Annotated in this window: 22 protein-coding genes and 1 pseudogene; 14 read left to right on the forward strand and 9 right to left on the reverse strand. The window is 73.1% G+C overall.

The annotated features are described in order from the left end of the window. Positions 1-45: 45 nt before the first annotated feature. Together ACFVHB_RS14740 and ACFVHB_RS14745 are read left to right on the forward strand one after the other, a co-directional pair. Positions 46-672 (forward strand): annotated as a pseudogene (locus ACFVHB_RS14740) (carbamoyltransferase N-terminal domain-containing protein); the annotation flags it as partial. Between the two features lie 311 nt (positions 673-983). Then, on the forward strand, positions 984-1,379 hold the full coding sequence (locus tag ACFVHB_RS14745; protein ID WP_380320610.1) for a hypothetical protein: 396 nt from the start codon (positions 984-986) through the stop codon (positions 1,377-1,379). Between the two features lie 72 nt (positions 1,380-1,451). Here the strand turns inward: ACFVHB_RS14745 and ACFVHB_RS14750 are convergent, their stop codons facing one another. Further along, positions 1,452-1,745, reverse strand: coding sequence for a hypothetical protein (locus ACFVHB_RS14750; protein ID WP_380320613.1), 294 nt, complete (start codon positions 1,743-1,745; stop codon positions 1,452-1,454). A gap of 320 nt (positions 1,746-2,065) precedes the next feature. On the opposite strand from ACFVHB_RS14750, the gene ACFVHB_RS14755 reads away from it, so the two are divergent. The 7 genes from ACFVHB_RS14755 to ACFVHB_RS14785 all read left to right on the forward strand — a co-directional run bounded on the left by ACFVHB_RS14755 (position 2,066) and on the right by ACFVHB_RS14785 (position 6,238). Continuing rightward, complete coding sequence (locus tag ACFVHB_RS14755; RefSeq protein ID WP_380320616.1) at positions 2,066-2,440, forward strand: gas vesicle protein; 375 nt, start codon at positions 2,066-2,068, stop codon at positions 2,438-2,440. 53 nt (positions 2,441-2,493) lie between these two features. Continuing rightward, on the forward strand, positions 2,494-2,937 hold the full coding sequence (locus ACFVHB_RS14760) for a gas vesicle structural protein GvpA (RefSeq protein ID WP_380320619.1): 444 nt from the start codon (positions 2,494-2,496) through the stop codon (positions 2,935-2,937). Between the two features lie 3 nt (positions 2,938-2,940). Continuing rightward, positions 2,941-3,651 carry a GvpL/GvpF family gas vesicle protein gene (locus tag ACFVHB_RS14765; protein WP_380320621.1) on the forward strand — a complete coding sequence of 237 codons (711 nt, stop codon included), beginning with the start codon at positions 2,941-2,943 and terminating at the stop codon, positions 3,649-3,651. Between the two features lie 9 nt (positions 3,652-3,660). Continuing rightward, entirely contained in the window at positions 3,661-3,912 is a 252-nt protein-coding gene (locus ACFVHB_RS14770; RefSeq protein WP_380320623.1) for a gas vesicle protein GvpG, read from the forward strand. Between the two features lie 349 nt (positions 3,913-4,261). After that, positions 4,262-4,777, forward strand: coding sequence for a hypothetical protein (locus ACFVHB_RS14775; RefSeq protein WP_380320626.1), 516 nt, complete (start codon positions 4,262-4,264; stop codon positions 4,775-4,777). A gap of 156 nt (positions 4,778-4,933) precedes the next feature. Continuing rightward, complete coding sequence (locus tag ACFVHB_RS14780) at positions 4,934-5,344, forward strand: DUF6098 family protein (protein WP_380320629.1); 411 nt, start codon at positions 4,934-4,936, stop codon at positions 5,342-5,344. 249 nt (positions 5,345-5,593) lie between these two features. After that, the gene (locus ACFVHB_RS14785; protein WP_380320632.1) at positions 5,594-6,238 is read left to right on the forward strand and encodes an HAD-IIIA family hydrolase; all 645 of its coding nucleotides are present in this window, start codon (positions 5,594-5,596) and stop codon (positions 6,236-6,238) included. A 211-nt stretch (positions 6,239-6,449) separates the two neighbouring features. On the opposite strand, the gene ACFVHB_RS14790 is transcribed toward ACFVHB_RS14785, so the two are convergent. Beyond that, on the reverse strand, positions 6,450-7,367 hold the full coding sequence (locus tag ACFVHB_RS14790; protein ID WP_380320635.1) for a SigB/SigF/SigG family RNA polymerase sigma factor: 918 nt from the start codon (positions 7,365-7,367) through the stop codon (positions 6,450-6,452). A gap of 449 nt (positions 7,368-7,816) precedes the next feature. Here ACFVHB_RS14790 and ACFVHB_RS14795 point away from each other — a divergent pair, with 449 nt between their 5' ends. Then, entirely contained in the window at positions 7,817-7,990 is a 174-nt protein-coding gene (locus ACFVHB_RS14795; protein WP_380320638.1) for a CsbD family protein, read from the forward strand. 216 nt (positions 7,991-8,206) lie between these two features. After that, entirely contained in the window at positions 8,207-8,476 is a 270-nt protein-coding gene (locus ACFVHB_RS14800; protein ID WP_380320641.1) for a lipopolysaccharide assembly protein LapA domain-containing protein, read from the forward strand. A gap of 627 nt (positions 8,477-9,103) precedes the next feature. On the opposite strand, the gene ACFVHB_RS14805 is transcribed toward ACFVHB_RS14800, so the two are convergent. Next, on the reverse strand, positions 9,104-9,610 hold the full coding sequence (locus ACFVHB_RS14805; RefSeq protein WP_380320644.1) for a MarR family winged helix-turn-helix transcriptional regulator: 507 nt from the start codon (positions 9,608-9,610) through the stop codon (positions 9,104-9,106). A gap of 117 nt (positions 9,611-9,727) precedes the next feature. Between ACFVHB_RS14805 and ACFVHB_RS14810 the strand changes: the two genes are divergently transcribed. The 3 genes from ACFVHB_RS14810 to ACFVHB_RS14820 all read left to right on the forward strand — a co-directional run bounded on the left by ACFVHB_RS14810 (position 9,728) and on the right by ACFVHB_RS14820 (position 12,242). Then, a complete protein-coding gene (locus ACFVHB_RS14810) occupies positions 9,728-10,654 on the forward strand; it encodes an NADP-dependent oxidoreductase (RefSeq protein WP_380320647.1) in 927 nt (308 codons plus the stop codon). A gap of 77 nt (positions 10,655-10,731) precedes the next feature. Next, the gene (locus ACFVHB_RS14815; protein ID WP_380320652.1) at positions 10,732-11,019 is read left to right on the forward strand and encodes a putative quinol monooxygenase; all 288 of its coding nucleotides are present in this window, start codon (positions 10,732-10,734) and stop codon (positions 11,017-11,019) included. Between the two features lie 359 nt (positions 11,020-11,378). Then, on the forward strand, positions 11,379-12,242 hold the full coding sequence (locus ACFVHB_RS14820; RefSeq protein ID WP_380320814.1) for a class I SAM-dependent methyltransferase: 864 nt from the start codon (positions 11,379-11,381) through the stop codon (positions 12,240-12,242). Here the strand turns inward: ACFVHB_RS14820 and ACFVHB_RS14825 are convergent. From ACFVHB_RS14825 to ACFVHB_RS14850, 6 genes are read right to left on the reverse strand one after another with little or no spacing between them, the layout of a single operon-like run. Then, positions 12,224-13,054: a PaaX family transcriptional regulator C-terminal domain-containing protein gene (locus ACFVHB_RS14825; RefSeq protein ID WP_380320655.1), complete on the reverse strand. Its 831-nt coding sequence runs from the start codon at positions 13,052-13,054 to the stop codon at positions 12,224-12,226. The two genes, ACFVHB_RS14820 and ACFVHB_RS14825, sit on opposite strands and share 19 nt — an antisense overlap. Before the next feature lie 30 nt (positions 13,055-13,084). Next, positions 13,085-15,454, reverse strand: coding sequence for a bifunctional salicylyl-CoA 5-hydroxylase/oxidoreductase (locus ACFVHB_RS14830; RefSeq protein WP_380320658.1), 2,370 nt, complete (start codon positions 15,452-15,454; stop codon positions 13,085-13,087). Continuing rightward, positions 15,451-17,100, reverse strand: a complete 1,650-nt coding sequence (locus ACFVHB_RS14835) for an AMP-binding protein (RefSeq protein WP_380320661.1) — start codon at positions 17,098-17,100, stop codon at positions 15,451-15,453. Before ACFVHB_RS14835 ends, ACFVHB_RS14830 begins: the two co-directional genes overlap by 4 nt. Continuing rightward, entirely contained in the window at positions 17,097-18,113 is a 1,017-nt protein-coding gene (locus ACFVHB_RS14840) for an acyl-CoA thioesterase (protein ID WP_380320664.1), read from the reverse strand. The genes ACFVHB_RS14835 and ACFVHB_RS14840 overlap by 4 nt, the downstream gene beginning before the upstream one ends. Beyond that, the gene (locus tag ACFVHB_RS14845; RefSeq protein ID WP_380320667.1) at positions 18,113-18,598 is read right to left on the reverse strand and encodes a cupin domain-containing protein; all 486 of its coding nucleotides are present in this window, start codon (positions 18,596-18,598) and stop codon (positions 18,113-18,115) included. The genes ACFVHB_RS14840 and ACFVHB_RS14845 overlap by 1 nt, the downstream gene beginning before the upstream one ends. 44 nt (positions 18,599-18,642) lie before the next feature. Then, positions 18,643-19,455, reverse strand: coding sequence for a fumarylacetoacetate hydrolase family protein (locus tag ACFVHB_RS14850; RefSeq protein ID WP_380320670.1), 813 nt, complete (start codon positions 19,453-19,455; stop codon positions 18,643-18,645). Between the last annotated feature and the right edge of the window lie 78 nt (positions 19,456-19,533).

Consider the following 19,533-nt stretch of genomic DNA (forward strand, 5'->3'; position numbering starts at 1 on the left):
ACCCCCGACGTGCGGGGCCCGCCGCCGATCCGGAAGGCCGTCACCATGCGCATCCTCGGCATCAACGCACTCTTCCACGACCCCGCCGCCGCCCTCGTCATCGACGGGCGGACGGTGGCCGCGGCGGAGGAGGAGCGTTTCAGCCGCCGCAAACACGGCAAGCGCCCGCTGCCGTTCTCCGCCTGGGAGCTGCCCGAGCAGGCCGCTCGCTGGTGCCTGGACCACGCGGGCATCCGTCCCCGGGACCTCGACCTGGTGGGCTACTCCTTCGACCCGGCACTCGCCCGGCCCGCCGAGCACCTGGGACTCGACGACCCCTGGGACCACCTGCGCCTCACCTACGCCCGCGAGGCCCCGAACTTCCTCGCCGAGGTGCTCCCCGGGCTGGATCCCGCCAAGGTCCGGTTCGTGCCGCACCACGTCGCGCACGCCGCGTCCGCCGCCTTCGCGGCCGACGGGCAGAGCGGCCCCTGCTCGGTCCTGGTGCTCGACGGCCGGGGCGAGGCGACGTCGCACCTCGCCGCCCGCCGGGTCGGTCCGCGGTTGGACCAGCTCGCGGCCCAGGAACTCCCGCACTCCATGGGTCTCGTGTACGAGGAGCTGACCCAGCACCTCGGCTTCCTCCGGTCCTCGGACGAGTACAAGGTGATGGCGATGGCCTCCACCGAGCGCATCGCGGACGCCGAAACGGCGGCCCGGGTCCGGGCACTGGTGTACGCCCGCGTCCACGACGAGGAGGAGCGCCGCACCCTCCTGGAGATCCTCGGGCTGGCCCCCGACTGACCGCCGGCCGGGTCCGACGGCCGATCGGGAGTGCACCGTCCTCTTTCACGGACCGCGGCCATGTCCTCCCCCACCTTCCCCGGACGAGATCAACTGCCCCGACCTCGTGTGGGTCAGGCTGCTGGGCGAGGCAGGCTCCGGTGGGCTCCGTGTGTGGGACCGGCCGGACTGGACAGGCGCAAGGCGAGGAATCCCCAGAGGTGAGGACGGCAACCATGAGTTCCAAGCAACCGGCAACCCACCGGTCCATGGATGAGGGCCAGGCCAGCCGGCACCACGGCCGGCACCACGGCTGGTCGGGCGACATCGACGCTGAACACCAGGAACCGAACGACAGCGCACACCGCTCCTTCCACCCCGACACCTACGCCCCGGAGCCCGGCCCGGGCCGCGAACCCGCCGAAGAAGAGCACCGCGAAGTGCCCGGCGACACCGTGCGCAGCGAAGGCACCCGTGGCGAGGAGCAGGGACCGTCCGCACATCGGCGCGACCACGGACCGCAAGGCCCGTCCCGCCGCCCGTCCGGCGGACACACGCAGGGAGCCCGCACAGGGATCGACCCTCAGGAACCGGAGCAGACCGGGACCGACCACTGACCCGAGTACAGCCGGACCACACCGGCACCCCCGCCACCGCCACCACCGCTCAGGGGGCACGGGCACGCGCTGCTACGGGCGTGGCTCGGTCTCCTCGTCGGTGACCTCGTCGTCGGTGACCTCGTCGTCGGTGACCTCGGCCTTCGAGTCGTCGTGGCCGGAGGCGGACCGAGCGGCGTCGGCGGTCGCGTCATAGCGCTCGCGCACGGCGAGCCCGTCCGACGGGTCGTCGTGGGTGCCGTCCGGATCGGGCTCGGCACCAGCCGCGCGATCGCCGTAGGAGCGGTCCCCCATCGCCTCGTCCCAGGGCTTGGAGGCCCGTCGAGGTACCGCGTCAGACGTCGGTTCCTTCCCTCGGTCCTTCATCGCCGCCTCCCGGAAAGCACTCGTCGCACGGGTCCGTCGGGGGTCGGGAAAGCGCGGCCGCCTCCGACCCTCTCCTGCGGTTGCCCGCCCGACGACCGCGTAACCACGGGACGGGAGCCGGCCGAGCGCGATGCCCACCGCACGACGCCCGGCGGGGCCCCAGCCCAGGGTCGTCCGGGCACCGGCGCGCTGCCCGAAACGGTTCGGCCGCGCCACGGATCGCGGCCGGGACGTGAGCGTCGGGCGGTTGCCGATCCTCCGGAGCAGGTTTGCAAGGTGCTGGACGGGTAAGCGCGGCCAGGACAGGAGGATGGCTCCCTATGCCTCGCTACAACGAGGACGACAACGGGCGACCCGTGCGGAAGCCCCGAAGTCGTGCACCTTCGTCCGACGAAGCCGAGTCGGCCGGTCGGCCCCGACGCACGGGCAGCCCGCGGTTGTCCGTGGCGACGGTCATGCGAGCGGCCCTGGAGCAGTTGGGTGCGTTGCTGGGCCGGGTCCCCGAGTCGGTATCCGGCCTGGCGCGGACGGATGACGGATGGCGGGCCGACGTGGAGGTGGTGGAGGTCGAACGGATTCCCGACACGGCGAGCATTCTCGCCAGCTACCGGGTGACCCTCGACGAGAAGGGGGACCTGCTGGGTTACGAGAGGACGCGCCGCTACACGCGCGATGAACTCGACCGCCGCCGGTGAGGACCGGCCCGGTCGGGCACCGTGCCCGGGGCGTGTCCGGGAAAGGAAGCACAGTGACTGTGGTGCCGCAGAGCGGCGGTGGCAGTGTGAGCGGGGGCAGGGGTTCGGGCACGCTGTACGACGTCGTCGAACTGATCCTCGACCGGGGATTGGTCATCGACGTGTTCGTGCGGGTGTCCTTGGTGGGCATCGAGATACTCAAGATCGACGCCCGCATCGTGGTGGCCAGTGTGGATACCTACCTCCGCTTCGCGGAAGCGTGCAACCGTCTGGACCTGGAGTCCGGGCGCAAGGCCCCCACACAGCTGCCCGAGTTGGTCGGCGAGATGACCGAGGGCGGTGCCCGAGGGAAGAGCAAGGGAGCGCTCACCGGCGCGGTCGAGGCGGTGACGGACACCATCCGCCAGCACAAACGGGACAGCGAGGAAGAGCCCGAGCCGGTCGAGCAACGTGACAGGCCCCGGCCCGCGCGCCGCACACGCAGCCGGGAGGAGTGAGTCATGGCTGTCTACGTCTACGCGATCGCCGCCGCCAGCCATCCGGTGCGCCTCGACGATCTCACCGGTGTCGGCGATCCGCCCGAAGAAGTCGCGACCGTCGAGGAGTCCGGTCTGACCGCCGTCATCAGCGCCGTGCCGGAGGGACTCCGAGCACGCCGTCGCGATGTCATGGCGCACCAGGAGGTGCTCCAACGGCTGATGGCCGACGGCGCCGTGCTGCCGCTCAGGTTCGGCACGGTGGCCGCCCGACCCCAGGAGGTCCAGGAAGCGCTGAAGAAGAACGCCGACTTCTACCGGGAGCGGCTGCACGCCCTGGCGGGCTGCGCGGAGTACCTGCTCAAGGCGTCCCTCGACGAGGACTTCATGCTCCGGCAGATACTGCTCGACTCCCCCGAGATCCGGCGACTGAACGACGAGAGCCGCGACAGCGGGGACACCGACCTCAAGCTGCGGCTGGGCGAACTCGTGGCCCGGGAGCTCCAGGCGCGCGGGGACGCGGCCGCCTCCCAGGTTCGTGAGGCCCTTCGCCCGCTGGCACGCGAGATTCACGAGAACGAACCGCACGGCGACGATTTCTTCAGTGTTTCCCTCCTGGTCGAGGAGGCTCGTCGGGAAGCACTCCTCGATACCGAATCGGGACTGGCAGCGCGGCTGGGCGAGGGCTACCGGTTCAGGTTGCACGGGCCGCTGCCGCCGTACAGCTTCGTCTAGGGGAACCCCATGGGGCTGATCACAGGGATCCTGATGCTGCCGCTGGCTCCGGTGCGCGGAGCGATCTGGGTGGCCGAGCAGGTGGCGAATGAGGCCGAGCGCCAATATTACAATCCCGCTCCTGTCGAGGAGGCGCTCAAGTCGCTCGAACAGGAATTGATCGCCGGGCAGATCAGCGAGGAGGAGTTCGATCGCCGCGAGGAAGAACTACTGAACGAGCTCGACGAAATCCACAGGTTCTGGGCTGAGAAGCAGGGATGAGGGCGTGCGCGAGCGGTGGGGCCGCTCGGATCGCTCGCCGCAGGCCGACGGCGGCCGCCTCGGCGCGGGGAGGCCGGCTCTTGGGACACCCCGATGGCCGGCGAGCTGCCGGCTGCCGGCGTCGTGCTGGTCGGGCACCCCGGCCGCGGCGCCCCCGGACCGCGGCGCCCCCCGGCCCCGCGCCCGGGCCCGCGACCCCGGTCCGCCCGCAGTGGTGACGTGCGTCATGCCGCCGTCCGGCCCACCCCGCCTACACTGGTCCGCCACAAGCGGAGCAGCGGAGCTCCACAACCGCAGCTCGCGGGGCCCGGCCGGGCGGGGCGAGCACGCCCGTCGAGGAGCCACCGCCGTGTCCACCGACCTCTCCCCCGTCATAGCCGCCGGCACCCGCTGGCTGCTGGCCGCCTACCCGCCCGCCCCCGGTGCTCTCAGCCGCGCCTTGGGCGACGCCCAGGCCAGGCAGGCCGTCACGCTGGCCTGCGCACTGCGCTACCCCTCGGATCTCGACACACAACTGCTGCACCTGCTCGGCCCCGGCGGCAGCGACCGGCTGGACTGGCTCACCGGCATCGAGCACGCCGACCACGACGGTGACGACGCCTGGCGGACCTGGGTGGACGAGACCGTCGTCAGCTGGGCGGCCTGCCTGCTGGCCGACCCGGCCGTCGCCCGGCGCGCCCACGACACGGCCACCGCCGCGGGGAGCGACCAGGCCGGGGACGTCGCCCGTCTCGCCCGGCCCGGGGAGCACGAGCTGCGCGCGGCACCCCTCCTGCGGCACCCCGATCTCCTTGAGCCGGTGGCCGCCCTGCACCGGGCGCAGCTCCTGGAGCGCCTGGCGGGCGAGACCGCCACCGTTCGATAGGCGCGGCCCCGAACGCAGGACTGCCGCTGCCGGTCACGGGTACCCGTCCGGCACGCCCCGGTTCCGGTACGCCCGGGGCGCGTCCCGGCCGGAACGAACCCCGGGGCGGTCGAGGCCAGCACTGGACGGACGATGCGCGCGGCGAGGGACGAAGCGATGAGCCTGGTCGACGACCTCGGCCTGCTCACCGCCCTTGCGACCGGCGACCTCGCCGTCTATCTGCGCTACTCCGAAGGACCGCGGGCGGACGACGCCGCCAGCCGGGACTACGAGGCGGACGTCGAGCTGCCCGGCCTCTCCGTGACCTCGCTGCGGCCGGAGCCGTGGTGGCCGCGCCCGGCCGCCGACTGGGTGGCCCGGCGGGTGGTCAAGTACGCAACGCTGGCGGAGAACTGCCCCGAGCGGCGGCCGTGGATCCTGACCGGACAGGTGGTCGGCACGGGTCCGGACCACGAACCGCTGATCGCCGACCCGCTGCCGCTCGCCTGGCTCGGCCCCGAGCTCCTGGCCCAGGCCGAACGCCGGTACCGCGAGCGCTTCGCCACAGGTCGCGATTCCACCGAATGATTCGTTCGACGCGGATCACCCGGCGCGCCCGGCACTCATCCGTCCCGGCCGTCCGGAGCGGCTCACGGGTACGGCGGCTCGGACCGCACGCCGTCGGTCCGCCGTCACCGGTCCGTCAGCACAGGTCCGCCGGCACCGGTCCGGCGCCATCGCCACCGCGCGCTCCGCCCGCGCCCGTCGAGCGCGACCTGCGTCGATCCCCGGCGGACAGACCGTTTGACCGCACCCACGGCGGCAACCCGCAGGAGTATGGCGTACCTCGCAGCACCACCCCAGCCCACCGTTCCGCAACCGCGGCCCTCCGACGGCCTCCGGGACCGGCCGGAACCTTGGCTGTTCGTCCGGCCGGGCGTCGACAACCCGACCGGAGCGGTGCTGTTCGAGCGCGACGGCACGCTGATCCAAGACGTGGCCTGCAACGGCGATCCCGCGATGGTGCACCCGGTGGCCGGGATCCGCGCCGCTCTCGCGGCCCTGCGCGGGGCCCGGCTCGCGCTCGGCGTGATCAGCAACCAGTCCGGGGTGGCCCGCGGCGTCATCGGACGTGCGCAGGTCGAGGCGGTCCAGGCCAGGGCCGAAGCGCTGCTCGGCCCGGTCGACGTCTGGGCGGTCTGCCCGCACGGACCGCACGACGGCTGCGGCTGCCACATGCCCGACGCCGGCCTGGTGTCGGCGGCCTGCCGCGCCCTGGGCCTGCCGCCGGGCCGGGTCACGGTGGTCGCCGGCAGCGACACGGTGATCGAGGCGGCACTCACCGCCGGCGCACACGCGATCCGCGTGCCGACGACGAGGCCGACGGCCACCGCCGCCGGCCCCTGCCCACCCTGCACCCTGACGATCTGCCGGACAGCGGAGTGCCCGGAGGAAGCCGCCGATCTGCTCCTGACGCCGTGATCCGCTCCTGACGCAGTGACGGCTTCCCCTCATCACACCGACGCTGCTCACCGCGGCTACGGCTGGGCGTGTGGAGCAGCGCCGTGGAGACGGCGGGCCGCCGACCGCGTGCGGCAACCGGTCGTCGGTTCGTCCACCCCGGAGACCTGACCGCCCGTCACCGGGTGGCGGGTCGGACTGGAAGCACCGTCGCCCCGTCCTTGCGAGATGTTCAGTCGTCCTGGTCGAACTGGTCGGTCCAGCCGGGGGCGTCGTGGTCCTCCAGTTGCTCGCGCAGCCGGGTGAGGGTGGCGGTGAGCAGCCGGGAGACGTGCATCTGGGAGACGCCGATGCGGTCGGCGATCTCGGACTGGGTCCAGCCGTCCCAGAAGCGGAGTTTGAGGACGGTCTGTTCGCGTTCGGGCAGGTCGGCGAGGAGGGGGCGGACGGCGGTGCGGAAGTCGGCGAGTTCGATGCCCGGGTCGCAGGTGCCGAGGCGGTCGAGGAGGGCGCTGCCGGACTCGTCGGTGTCCTGCTCGCGCAGCGCGTCCAGGGATCTGGGCCGGTAGACGCGGCCGGCGACCAGGCCTTCGGTGGTCTCCTCGATGGTGAGGTGCAGGTCCTCGGCGATCTCGTCGGGGCGGGGGAGGCGGCCGAGTTCCTGTTCGAGCCGGTCGGAGCCGCGGGCAACGGTGAGGTAGAGCTCCTGCATGCTGCGCGGGACGCGGACCGGCCAGGAGGTGTCGCGGAAGAAGCGCTTGATCTCGCCGGCGATGGTGGGGATGGCGTAGGTGACGAACTCGACGCCGCGTCGCGGGTCGTAGCCGTCCACCGCCTTGATCAGGCCGATCGTGCCGACCTGGAGGATGTCGTCCATCTCTTCGGCGCGGTGCCGGAAGCGGGCGGCGATGAAGCGGACGAGCGGCATGTTGAGTTCGATGATCGTGCCGCGCACGTAGCTGTACGCGTGGCTCTCGGGGGCCAGTGCGGCCAGCCGCTCGAACAGCGCGTCGCTGAGTTCGCGGGCTTCGGACTTGCCCATCACCCGCAGCTGTTCCTCGGTGGGCTTCGGCGGCAGGTCGGGCGGGATCCCGGACGGCGCGGCACCGGCCGGATGGGCCGGGCCGCCGGTTCCGACGGTGGAGGACACGGTGACGCTCCTGGTCATGAAGACGAACGCCCGGCATCGCGGGCGTACTCGCGCTCGCGCGTCACGGGGGTTCCTTCCCCAGGACTCGTGCCCGGCTTCTTCAAGCGACGGTCCCGGTGGCACCCGGTACGGGTGCAGGGCGGCCCGGCGTCTCGCCGTGGCCGCGTCATGGGGTTCTTACCCGACACGGGGCATTTGATTCCGGTCTTTTAGGACAGGTTCCGTCACTCGGAGCGATCGCTGGAAGGCCCGGAGACTGCCCGCCGCCGGCGTTTCGGCGGAACGCGCGTGGTGCGCGCCGCTGCGACCGGCAGCTCCCGTGACGCCGCCGTGCCCGCGACGACGGTGGGAGGTGACCGGCCCGCGGCCGTGCATGAAGTTCCGCCTCCCGGGCAGGCTCCGCTCCCGGGCGGACGGATCCGCCCCCGCGACCGAGAGGAGACCGCGCCATGGGCACCGAGGACAAGATGCGCAACGTCGCCGACAAGGCCAAGGGCAAGGTCAAGGAGGCCACCGGGCGGGCGACGGGGGACCGCACGATCGAGGCGAAGGGCCGGGCCGAGCAGGCGAAGAGCGACGCCAAGCAGGCCATGGAGAAGATCAAGGACGCGGGTAAGCACTGACCCGTCCCCCGGGCCCGCCCAGCCGCCCGGCCCACCCCTCGAACCGGGGCCGGCCGGGCGGCCGGGTAGCTCGGTGGCCAGCGCGACGACCAGCGCCGTCACCCTCCGAGCTTCCCGCCTCCCGCCCCCGGCGCACCTCAGGCGGTCGGTGCCGGTCCTGGGGCCGTACCGGCACCCCCTGGCGACGAATCGGGCAAACCGCACGATACTGAAGTCATGTCGCAGAACGCCCGCACGCACCACGAGCCGTCGAGTCTCACGGTCAAGGGCCGCGAGGTACGACTGCGCACCGTCGCCATGGCCGTCATCGCGGTTCTGGCCGTCTGGTTCATCGCGGTCAACACCGCCTCGGTGACCATCACCCTGTGGGTCTCCGATGTCACCATGCCACTCTGGGTCGTCCTGACCGTCACGATCCTCGTCGGCATGCTGATCGGCATCTTCCTGGCCCGCCGCCGGGCCGCCCGCAAGTCAGCCCGGTCGTGATCGCGCGAGTCCCGTCCATCCGTCGGCCGCCCGCCACCACCCGGACGACGTCCGCGCGACGAAGACCCCCGACGGGGTACGCCCGGGAGCGGGCCGACGGGCGGCTACGGTCCGGCCCGTGGAACCCGACACGACACCCGGGCGGTTCGATGGTGGTGGCATGCACGGCCCTCTCGGCGCCCTGGCGCTGTGGGCGCTTCTGACACACCACCCGCCGGTGCCGTCCTGCCGTCCTGGAGTCGCGCCGGCCCACCGACGTCCGGGGCTTCGCCGTCCGGGGCCTGGCACGCGCCAGCCTCCGGGCCGTGGCGGCGATCTGGTGCGACGTCCCGTTGGTGACCGCCGGGTGCCGTTTCCAGGAGCGGCACCCCCGCCATCCGTACACGGCGACCTGCCGACGGATGACGAGCGGGAGCGCTGGCGGGGCCGGGACCGGGATGTCGTCATGGCGACGCTCGGCTTCGACGCCGCACTCGACCTGAACGCCCGGCGGGTCGCCGGCTCGGCAGGCCGTTGGTGCGGGCCGCCCGGCGGGTCGCGCCGGGCGGCCCGACGGCGGCGCGGCCGTCGCCCTCCCCCGCATCGCCGCGCCCGGACCGCAAGGGCGTCGACGCGCGCCGGTTGGCGTCAGCCGGTTTCGGCCGCCGGGAAGACCCGGTCGAGCAGGTCCAGGAAGGCGGCGCGTTCGGCGTCGTCGAGCCGGGCGAGGCCGGGCAAGCCGGCGGCGATCCCGGCGCGGATGTCCCGGACGGCGTCCTCGCCCACCTCGGTGAGCACCACGTTCTTGACCCGGCGGTCGGCGGGGTCGGGCTCGCGACGCACCAGACCACGGGTCTCCAGCCGGTCGACGAGGCCGGTGACGTTGGAGGCGTCGCAGCCGAGCAGTCCGGCGAGGGAGCGCATGGGCATGGGGCGGCGCAGCACGCTCAGCATCTTGCCCTGCATGAGGGTGAGGTCCTGCCGGGCCGCGACGGTGGCGAAGTTGCGGTAGTAGCCGGCGGCCGCGCGCGCGAGGCGGTCCATGAGCTGGGCGGTCTCGGGGGCGGCGGGCTTGCCGGGAGCCGTGGCGGCTTCGGCTTGGCCTTCGGCTTGGGTTTCGGCGACTGTGGCGGGCTGGGCAGGGGTGCGGCTCATGGGACCAGTGTAGGCGGCATTACTTGACACGCTCAATTATTGAGGCCTACCGTCTAAGCATTGCTTGATGACCTAAACCATCGAGCCACTGAAAACTTCTCGACCTGGAGCACCACCATGAAGGCCATCACCTACCGCAGCTACGGCGGACCGGACGTCCTGGAGTACGGCGACGTGCCCGAGCCCAAGCTCGGCCCGGACGCCGTGCTGGTCCGCGTGGCGGCGGCCTCGGTCAACCCGGTCGACTGGAAGATCCAGGGCGGCTACCTCGACGGCATGCTCGACGTCGTCTTCCCGGTCATCCCCGGCTGGGACGTCGCCGGCGTCGTGGAGAAGGTCGGCGTCGGGGTCACCGAGTTCGCCCCGGGCGACGAGGTGATCGGCTACGTCCGCGAGGACATGGTCCGCCGCGGCACCTTCGCCGAGTACGTCGCCGCACCCGTGCGCACCCTGGCCCGCAAGCCCGCCACCCTCGACTTCGCCCAGGCCGCCGGTCTGCCGCTGGCCGGGCTCACCGCCTACCAGGCGCTGACCCGCGCCCTGGAGGTCAAGCCGGGCGAGACGGTCCTGGTCCACGCCGCCGCCGGCGGGGTCGGCTCGCTCGCCGTCCAGATCGCCGTGGCGCTCGGCGCCCGGGTGATCGGTACGGCCGGCGAGCACAACCACGACTACCTGCGCTCGCTCGGCGCCGAACCGGTGGTCTACGGCGATGGCCTGGCCGACCGGGTCCGCGCCCTCGCGCCGGAGGGCGTGGACGCCGTGCTCGACCTGATCGGCGGCGACGCGCTGCAGCTGTCGCCCGCGCTGCTCGCCGACGGCGGACGCCTCGCGTCCGTCGCCGACGGCGCCGTCCTCGCCCTCGGCGGCCGCTACGTCTTCGTCCGTCCCGACACCGCCGACCTCACGGCCCTCACCGAGCTCGCCGAGAGCGGCGGGCTCACCGTCGAGGTCGCCGCGACCTTCCCGCTGGAGCGGACCGCCGACGCCCAGCGCCTGAACGCCACCGGCCACACCCGCGGCAAGATCGTCGTCACCGTGCCCTGACCGACGCACCCGACAAACCCCCTCGCGCCGGCGGCCACCCCCGCCGGCCGAGCCGGCCTCCCCGGAAGGATCCCGCCGTGTCCCTCGTCGTCATCGCCGACTGGCTCGCCGACACCGGCGCCGAGCAGCGCGTCGCCGACCTGCTACCAGCCGTCACCGAAGCCGCCCTCGCCGAACCGGGCGTGCTCTCCTACCGAGTCGTCCGCTCGCTGCGCGACCAGGGGGCCTTCGTCGTCTTCGCCGAGTACGAGGACGAGGACGCCCTGGCCGCCCACCGGGAGAGCAGGCCGTACCAGCGGCTGGTCCTGGACGGCATCACCCCGCTGCTCATCGACCGGCAGGCGGAGGCCTACGCCGCCGTATGACGCGCGCGGGGCCCTGGGCGCCGGCGTCACGTCGGCGCCGTACCCCGGCGGCGTTCGGCCCCGGAGCCCCGCGGGTGCTCGACCGGCGTCGCGGCGCCGGAAGGCGTCCACCCGCAGGACCGGACCCCAGCCCCGGCCCGCCGAAGGCCAGGCGACCAGCCGCTGATCGACGCGACCTCCGGCGCGCTCGTCGAGTCCGGTGGCACAGGCAGCCCTGGCCGAGCCCGGCCTTGCCGACGACGCCGCCGCCGCCGACCCGGGTGGACGCCCTCATCCGGACACCGCTCGCTTGATCCGACTCCTCATCAGGCACCGTGGAACCGGTCTAGGCTGACGCGGTGACTGATGAGCGGGAGCGGATGCAGCCGTCGGGAGTCTGGGCCACGGCGGTGGGGGTGGCCAGGGTGCGGGCGCTGGAGACGGAGCGGGAGAACGCGCTGTTCCGCGACCCACTGGCACGGGCCTTCGCCGCCGCCGGCGGCCTGTGGCCCTCCTCGCCGCCAGCCGACGACGAGGCCGCGCGACGCCGCCGGCTGGCCGTGTCGTTCTCCATCGTCATCAGGACGAAGTTCCTCGACGACCTGTTGCGGGAGGCCTCCGCGTCCGGGGTCCGGCAGGTCGTGCTGCTCGGCGCCGGCATGGACAGCCGGGCCTTCCGGACGGACTGGCCCGAGGGCACCCGGCTGTTCGAGGTCGACACCGCCGCGCCACTGGACTTCAAGGCTTCGGTGCTGCGCCAGGAGCGGGCCGTCGCACGCTGCGAGCGGATCACCGTCGCGGTGGATCTGCGAGAGGACTGGCCGGCCGCGCTGGCCGCCGCAGGGCATGACCCGGCCGTGCCGACCGTGTGGATCGCCGAAGGGCTGCTGATCTATCTGCCCGCGGACGCGGTGGAGTTGCTGCTGGCCCGGATCAGCGCGCAGTCGGCGGCAGGCAGTCGGTTGGGGCTGACGTTGGGCTCGCGCGGCGTGATCGAGCGCTTCGGCGCGGACGCCGTGCCGGGATCGGCGGCGTCCATGTGGGTCTCGGAGATGCCCGACGACCCGGTGGGCTGGCTGGCCGGGCACGGCTGGGACGCCCGCACCCACACCTTGCGCGAGTGCGCTACCGCCTACGGCCGCCCGGTCAGCACGCCGCCGCAGCGCGAGGAACGGCCCGGCGGACTGATCTCGGCGGTCCGCCGGTGGGGCGGCGCGCGGGGCGGTCAGGTGCGGGGCCAGTAGCGGGCGGCGTGGGCGAGGGCGGGGCCGTCCAGGTCGGCGACCAGGCGCTCGAAGAGGCGGACGGCGGCGGGGCCGCTCCAGTCCTCGGTCAGGACCTCGGACGGGAGGCCGGGGTCGCGGAACGGGAGCTTGCGCCAGCGGTCGATCACCGAGAGGTAGGCGACGAAGGCGTCCTGGCCGTCGAGGCGGTCGTCGTGCGCCTCGTACTCCGCGATGAACTCCCGGTAGCGCCGGTCGATCCCGTCGAGGTCCCAGCCGTTGCGGACGGTGGTCACGAGCTGCTGGCCCCCGACGTAGTCGCCGACGAAGACCGCGCACTGGTCGGTGAGGTCCAGCTCGGATATGGCGCGCCGGGCGGCCGGGAGCATCCGTGCGGGCGCGATCCACACCGCCGAGCCGATGTTGCCGAAGCCGAGCGAGCTCAGGTGTGCGGTCAGCCGGTGGCGCACCGCGCGGGCGGACTCCGGCACGGAGAAGTTGACCAGGCACCAGCCGTCGCCGAGGTCGGCGGGCTGCCGGGCGTGCCAGATCACCTCGTCACCGGCCGCGAGCGCCTCCAGGGCGGTGGGCGTCAGGGCGTAGCCGCGCTGGCCGGAACCGGTCCGGGACTCCAGCCAGCCGCGCTTCTTGAGCCGGAAGACCGCCGTGCGGACGCTGGCGGCGTCCAGGCCGGCCTGGGTCAGCAGCTCCACCGCACCCGCGATCGGCATCCAGTCGCCCATGGGCCGGACGACCGCGCCGAGGAAGCTCACCAGCAGGGTCCGGGAACGGCGGGCGGCCGCCGGGGGCCGGGCAGTCTTCGTCTCGCTCATCGTGCCCAGTATCGCCGACGTGGTCGTTCATCAGCTCATCGGCCTGCCCGGCGTCCACCGCAGGTGCACCTGGCCGGCGGCTCCCTCGCGCAGCAGCTCCAGCCGGGGCGGGATCCGGTCGGTGCGGGAGGTGGGCGGTCGGCGCCGGCCCGCCTCCCACTGGACGGGCCACCGGGCGCCCGCGCCGCGGTACTCCTGTTCGGCGGCGGCGTGCAGGGTCCACTGCGGGTTGTAGAGGTGGGTGCGGCCCAGGGCGCAGAGGTCCGCCCGCCCGGCGAGCAGGATGGAGTTGACGTCGTCGTACGAGGAGATGGCACCGACCGCGATCACCTTGACGCCGGCGGGGCCGGCCACCTTGTGGCGGATCCGGTCGGCGAACGGGGTCTGGTACGAGCGGCCGTAGGCCGGCTTCTCGTCCTTGGTGACCTGCCCCGAGGAGACGTCGATCGCGGCGGCGCCGTGCTCGATGAACGCGCGGGCGATCTCCACGGCGTCGTCCTCGGTGTTGCCGTCCGGCACCCAGTCGGTCGCCGAGATGCGGACGGTCACCGGAATCCGGTCCGGGACGGCCCGGCGCACGGCGTCGAAGACCTCCAGCGGGAGCCGCAGCCGGTTCTCCAGCGGGCCGCCGTACTCGTCGGTGCGCCGGTTGGCGACGGGAGAGAGGAAGGAGGACAGCAGGTAGCCGTGGGCGGCGTGCACCTCGATCAGGTCGAAGCCGGCCCGCACCCCGCGTTCGGCGGCCGCGGCGAAGTCGGCGACCACCCGGTCCAGGTCCGCCCGGGTGGCCTCCCGGGGGACGTGGCAGCCGGGACCGTACGGGAGCGCGGACGGGCCGATCACCTCCCAGTTGCCCTGCTCCAGGGGCTGGTCCATCCCCTCCCACATCAGCCTGGTCGACCCCTTGCGCCCGGAGTGGCCCAGTTGCAGGCCGATCCGGCCGGTGGTGTTCCCGTGCACGAAGTCGGTGACCCGGCGCCAGGCCTCGCCCTGCTCGTCGGTCCACAACCCCGGGCAGCCCGGGGTGATCCGGCCCTCGGGCGAGACGCAGACCATCTCGCTCATCACCAGCCCCGCGCCGCCGAGCGCCTTGGAGCCGAGGTGCACCAGGTGGAAGTCGCCGGGCACGCCGTCCACCGAGGAGTACATGTCCATCGGGGAGACGATCACGCGGTTCTTCAGCCGCAGCGGACCGATCCGCACCGGCTGGAACATCGCCGGGACCGCCTCGGCGGACTGCTCCTGGCGGGCGAACTCGCGCTCCATCAGGGCGGCGAAGCCCGGGTCCCGCTCCCGGAGGTTGTCGAAGGTGATCCGCCGGGACCTGGTCAGCAGGTTGAAGGCGAACTGGGCCGGGGCCTGGCCCGCGTACATGCCGATGTTCTCGAACCACTCCAGTGAGGCCTGCGCGGCCCGCTGGGTCGACTCCACGACCGGCTTGCGCTCGTTCTGGTAGGCCTCCAGCGCCGGGGCCACCGCGGGGTGTTCGTGCAGGCAGGCCGCCAGCGCGAGCGCGTCCTCCATGGCCAGCTTGGTGCCCGAGCCGATCGAGAAGTGGGCGGTGTGGGCGGCGTCGCCGAGCAGGACGAGGTTCCCGTCGTACCACCGCTCGTTGCGGACCGTCGTGAAGTTGAGCCACTTCGAGTTGTTGGTGAGGACCTGGTGGCCCTTCAGCTCCTCGGCGAAGACCTCCCGGATCCGTGCGACGGCGTACTCGTCCGAGACGCCCGGCGGGAACTCCCGGTTCTCCGTCCGGTCGAAGCCGGCCCGCCGCCAGACGTCCTCGTGCATCTCGACGATGAAGGTCGAGCCGGTGTCGGAGTAGGGGTAGCCGTGGATCTGCATGGTGCCCCACTCCGTCTGCCGGACGAAGAACTGGAACGCCTCGAAGACCAGGTCGGTGCCGAGCCAGACGTACTTGTTGCAGCGCCGGTCCAGGGACGGCGCGAAGACGTCGGCGTACTTGGTCCGGATCGCGGAGTTCAGCCCGTCGGCGGCGACCACCAGGTCGTGGGAGGCCCGCAGCTCGTCCACGTCGGGCACCGGCGTCCGGTAGTGGACGGTGACGCCGAGCTCGGCGGCCCTTCGCTGCAGGATCGCGAGCAGGTCGTGGCGGCTCATCGCCGCGAAGCCCTGGCCGCCCACGGTGAACCGGTGGCCGTCGAACTCGATGTCGATGTCCGTCCAGCGGGCGAAGCGGCTCTCCATCGCGGCGTGCACGACCTCGTCGGCGTTGTCGATCCCGCTGAGCGTCTCGTCGGAGAAGACGACGCCGAAGCCGAAGGTGTCGTCCGGCGCGTTGCGCTCCCAGACGGTGACCTCGTGCGCCGGGTCCAGCTGCTTCATCAGCGCCGCGAAGTACAGGCCGCCCGGGCCGCCGCCGGCGATCGCGATCCTCATGCCCGGCCCTCCACGGCCTTCTCCTGAACGATCTGACGGAGCTTGAAGTGCTGGAGCTTGCCGCTCGGGTTGCGCGGCAGCGCGTCGGTGAAGCGCACCTCGCGCGGGTACTTGTAGGGGGCGATCAGCCGCTTGACGTGGTCCTGGATCTCCTTGGCCTTCGCCGGACCGCCGGTCACCCCGTCCCTCAGCACGACGAAGGCGCAGACGACCGAGCCCCGCTCGGGATCGGGCGCGGCGACGACCGCCGTCTCGGCCACGTCCGGGTGGGTGACGATCGCGGCCTCGACCTCGGGGCCGGCGATGTTGTAGCCGGAGGACACGATCATGTCGTCGCTGCGCGCCTGGTACCAGAAGTAGCCGTCCTCGTCGCGGACGAAGGTGTCGCCGGTGACGTTCCACCCGTTCACCACGTAGTCCGCCTGCCGCTCGTCGTCCAGGTAGCGGCAGCCGACCGGGCCGATCACGCCGAGCCGTCCCGCGACGCCGGGGGCGGCCTCCGTGCCGTCCGGGCCCAGGACGGTGGCGCGGTAGCCGGGGACGGGCCGGCCGGTCGCACCCGGGCGGATGTCCGGGCCGGCGGCCGAGATGAAGATGTGCAGCAGCTCGGTGGCGCCGATCCCGTCGATCACCTCGATGCCGAGCTCCGCGCGCAGTTGCTCCCACAGGCGCTGGGGGATGTGCTCGCCCGCGCTGACCGCGCAGCGCAGGCCCGCGAGCCGCTGCACCTCGCCGGACTTGACGATCTGCTGGTACGCGGTGGGCGCGGTGGCCAGCACCGTCACGCCGTGCTCGGCGACCAGCCCGGCGAGCTGCACCGGGGTGGCGGCCTCGGTGAGGAAGGCGCAGGCGCCCGCCCGGAGGGTGAAGACGACCAGCATGCCCAGGCCGAAGGTGAAGGCGAACGGCGCGGTGCACGCGACCAGGTCGTCCGGGCGCAGCCGCAGTGTGGCCTTCCCGAACGTGTTGTCGATCGACAGCAGGTCGCGGTGGAAGTGCACGGTGATCTTCGGGACCCCGGTGGTGCCCGATGTCGGCCCGAACAGGGCGACGTCGTCCGCGGCGGTGTCGGCGGCGCGGAACCGCCCCGACTTCCGCCCGGCTCGGCCGCTGAGGTCCTCGGGCGCGGTGCCGCCGTGGGCCACCACGGCCAGCCCGGGCGCCGTCGTGTCCCGTACCGTGAGCACCTCGTCGAGGTACCGGTGGTCGACCAGCGCCACGGCCGGCCGGGTCTTGGCCACGATCGGCCCCAGCTCGCGCGCCCGCAGGGCGGCCATGGTGCAGACGACGATGCCGCCGGCCTTCAGCACGCCCAGCCACGCGGCGACGGCCCAGGGGTTGTTGGGCGAGCGCAGCAGCACCCGGTTGCCGGGCACCAGGCCGAAGTCCTCGACGAGCACCTGGGCGACCTGGTCGGACCTCCGCAGGAGCTCGCCGTAGGTCCACACCTCACCGTCCGGCGTGCGCAGCGCCGGCCGGTCCGGGCCGAAGGCCGCCGTCGGACGGTCGATCAGCTCGACGGCGGCGTTGAGGCGTTCGGGGTACGCGAGCAGCTCGGTGGTGAATTCGAGGACCGGCCACTGACCGGCCGGGGGCAGGTGGTCGCGGGCGAAGGTGTCGGTGTGGCCCGACCGTGGCCGGGTCACGGCCGGCCTGCCTGCCCGGCCCCGGAAGCACCGGCCCCGGAAGCGCCGGCCCCGGAAGCGCCAGCCCCGGAGGCGCCAGCCCCGGAAGCACCGGCCCCCGAGGCGCCGGTCGGGGAGGTCCGCAGCATCCCTTCCTGGACGACGGTGGCCAGGTGGGCGCCGTCGGGGGTGAAGAAGCGGCCGGAGGCCAGCCCCCGGCCGGCCTCGGCGGCCTCGGCCTGCTGCGCGTAGAGCAGCCAGCCGTCCGCCACACCCGGGCGCGGGGCGCGGTGGAACCACATCGCGTGGTCGAGGCTGGCGGTGACCAGCCCCTCCTGCGCCCAGTGCAGGCCCAGCACCCGCAGCACCGGCTCCAGGATCGTGTAGTCGCAGACGTAGGCGAGGGCCGCCGCGTCCCGCTGCGCGTCGGTGAGCCCGTCCACCGACCGTAGGGCGTCGAACGGCCTGACCCAGACCGCCTGGTGGGGCGTCGGGGCGCCCTCGACGGTCAGGTAGACCGGGCCCGGCACGTGCCGCATGTCGAAGCTGCGCCCGGTGGACCAGTAGTCCTTCGAGGCCGGCGTCATCGTCCCGCCGTTCCGGTCCGCGAGGTACTCGGCGGAGCTGGGGAGCTCCTCGGGGCCGGGCAGGTCCGTGACACCGCGCTGGTAGCCCGGACCGGGCTCGCCGGCCGCGAAGTTGGCCAGGCAGACGTAGAGCGGCTTGCCGTTCTGGTAGCCGCGCACCTGCCGGGTCGCGTACCCCCGGCCGTCCCGCAGGAGCTCCACCTCGTAGCGCACCTCCTTGCCGATCTCGGCGGGGCGCATGAAGTAGGAGTGCATGGAGTGCAGCGTCTTGCCGTCGTCGACGGACCGCATGGCGGCCGCCGCGGCCTGGGCGACGAGGTCGCCGCCGTAGGCCTTCGGCCACGGGCAGGGTTGGGTGACCGCCGTGAACGCGAGGTCGAAGTGCTCCGCCGTCGCGGGCGTCAGGGTGACCGACGCGGTGAAGGCCTCGGAGGTGGTGTCGGTCATCAGGGGCGCTCCAGCCAGTCGGGGAGGTCGGCGTCCGGGACTTCGGGGAGGTTGACCACGATGTTCTCCGGGGTGCGGGTGGTCATCCAGGTCAGCGGGTTGTCGCGGTCGAGGTTGCACTCGACGTGGGGCATGAACGGCGGGACGAAGACCCAGTCGCCCTCCGCCATGTCGACGTAGTCCTCGAACCTGGCGCCGAAGTAGATCCGGCCCCGGCCGGAGAGCACGTAGCCGCCGGTCTCGGCCTCGCCGTGGTGGTGCGGCACCGAGCGGTAGCCGGCCTCGTTGCGGACCTTTCCGAACCAGAGCCTGGTGGCCGGGGTGTGCTGGATGCTGATCCCCGAGATCCGGGTGGCGCCGGCGGACTGGCCGGTGTCCCCGGGCTCCGTACCGGCCCGGGTCACCACCGGCACCACCAGGCCGCTCGCCGTGGCGTACATCGAGTTGTCGCCGTCGAGGACGTAGTCGCCGGGCGTTGGGTCCATCGAAGCTCCTTGTCGAGAGGTCGAGGGTGTGCGTGGGTGCGGCGTCAGTCCGTGAACCGCACGGTGTTGCGCAGCGTGCCGACGCCGGGGATCTCCGTCTCCACGACGTCGCCGTCCGCGAGGAAGCGCGGGGGCCGCCGCGCCGCCCCGATGCCGCCGGGTGTGCCGGTCAGCACCAGGTCGCCCGGGCGCAGCACGGTGAAGGTCGAGACGTACGCGAGCAGGTCGGCCGGGTCGAACACCAGCGTCCGGGTGTTGCCGCGCTGGACCAGCTCGCCGTTGACCCGGCAGAGCACGTCCACGCCCGCGGCCGGGTCGAGCTCGTCCGGCGTCACGAGCACCGGGCCGACGGGGGTGGAGGCGTCCCACGCCTTGCCCTGGAACCACTCCACCGTGCGGTACTGCCAGTCGCGCACCGAGATGTCGTTCGCCACGGTGTAGCCGGCGATCCCGGCGAGAGCCGTCCGCCGGTCGACGCGGCGCAGCGTCGTGCCCACCACGACGGCGAGCTCGGCCTCCCAGTCGACCTCCAGGCCCTTCGGCAGGACGAGGTCGGCCTCGGGGCCGGTGAGGGTGTCGGCGTACTTGGTGAACAGGGTGGGGTGGGTGGGCAGTTCGCGTCCGGTCTCCCGGATGTGGTCGGCGTAGTTCAGCCCGCAGCAGATGACCTTGCGGGGCGCGGGCAGCGGTAGCACCGGAACGGCGCCGGCCAGCACCTCGCCGGCCACGTGGCCGGCCGCCGGCGCCCCGGTGGCCAGGAGCGCCGACAGGTCGGTGGCCGGCAGCGCCCGCCAGGTCTCCCCGTCGCGCACCGCGGCGCTGGTGCCGGCCTCGTGGGCCACTGTCGCGAGGTGCATGAGCCTTGCTCCTCCTCCGTACCGACCGGGACCGCCTTCGGGTATTTCATTATTTCTGCGACCGTCACAGAGCTGTCA

The sequence above is a fragment of the Kitasatospora sp. NPDC127111 genome, from assembly GCF_042677465.1.
In the GTDB taxonomy this organism is placed as follows: Bacteria; Actinomycetota; Actinomycetes; order Streptomycetales; family Streptomycetaceae; genus Kitasatospora.

Excerpts from the sequence above, each read along its gene's own strand:
- ACFVHB_RS14780 (WP_380320629.1), top strand. The coding sequence starts at position 4,934 with ATGAGCCTGGTCGACGACCTCGGCCTGCTCACCGCCCTTGCGACCGGC.
- ACFVHB_RS14825 (WP_380320655.1), bottom strand. The coding sequence starts at position 13,054 with ATGAGCGAGACGAAGACTGCCCGGCCCCCGGCGGCCGCCCGCCGTTCC.
- ACFVHB_RS14765 (WP_380320621.1), top strand. The coding sequence starts at position 2,941 with ATGGCTGTCTACGTCTACGCGATCGCCGCCGCCAGCCATCCGGTGCGC.
- ACFVHB_RS14830 (WP_380320658.1), bottom strand. The coding sequence starts at position 15,454 with ATGAGGATCGCGATCGCCGGCGGCGGCCCGGGCGGCCTGTACTTCGCG.
- ACFVHB_RS14800 (WP_380320641.1), top strand. The coding sequence starts at position 8,207 with ATGTCGCAGAACGCCCGCACGCACCACGAGCCGTCGAGTCTCACGGTC.
- ACFVHB_RS14770 (WP_380320623.1), top strand. The coding sequence starts at position 3,661 with ATGGGGCTGATCACAGGGATCCTGATGCTGCCGCTGGCTCCGGTGCGC.
- ACFVHB_RS14840 (WP_380320664.1), bottom strand. The coding sequence starts at position 18,113 with ATGACCGACACCACCTCCGAGGCCTTCACCGCGTCGGTCACCCTGACG.
- ACFVHB_RS14795 (WP_380320638.1), top strand. The coding sequence starts at position 7,817 with ATGGGCACCGAGGACAAGATGCGCAACGTCGCCGACAAGGCCAAGGGC.
- ACFVHB_RS14750 (WP_380320613.1), bottom strand. The coding sequence starts at position 1,745 with ATGAAGGACCGAGGGAAGGAACCGACGTCTGACGCGGTACCTCGACGG.
- ACFVHB_RS14850 (WP_380320670.1), bottom strand. The coding sequence starts at position 19,455 with ATGCACCTCGCGACAGTGGCCCACGAGGCCGGCACCAGCGCCGCGGTG.
- ACFVHB_RS14820 (WP_380320814.1), top strand. The coding sequence starts at position 11,379 with ATGCAGCCGTCGGGAGTCTGGGCCACGGCGGTGGGGGTGGCCAGGGTG.
- ACFVHB_RS14845 (WP_380320667.1), bottom strand. The coding sequence starts at position 18,598 with ATGGACCCAACGCCCGGCGACTACGTCCTCGACGGCGACAACTCGATG.
- ACFVHB_RS14810 (WP_380320647.1), top strand. The coding sequence starts at position 9,728 with ATGAAGGCCATCACCTACCGCAGCTACGGCGGACCGGACGTCCTGGAG.
- ACFVHB_RS14785 (WP_380320632.1), top strand. The coding sequence starts at position 5,594 with ATGGCGTACCTCGCAGCACCACCCCAGCCCACCGTTCCGCAACCGCGG.
- ACFVHB_RS14755 (WP_380320616.1), top strand. The coding sequence starts at position 2,066 with ATGCCTCGCTACAACGAGGACGACAACGGGCGACCCGTGCGGAAGCCC.
- ACFVHB_RS14805 (WP_380320644.1), bottom strand. The coding sequence starts at position 9,610 with ATGAGCCGCACCCCTGCCCAGCCCGCCACAGTCGCCGAAACCCAAGCC.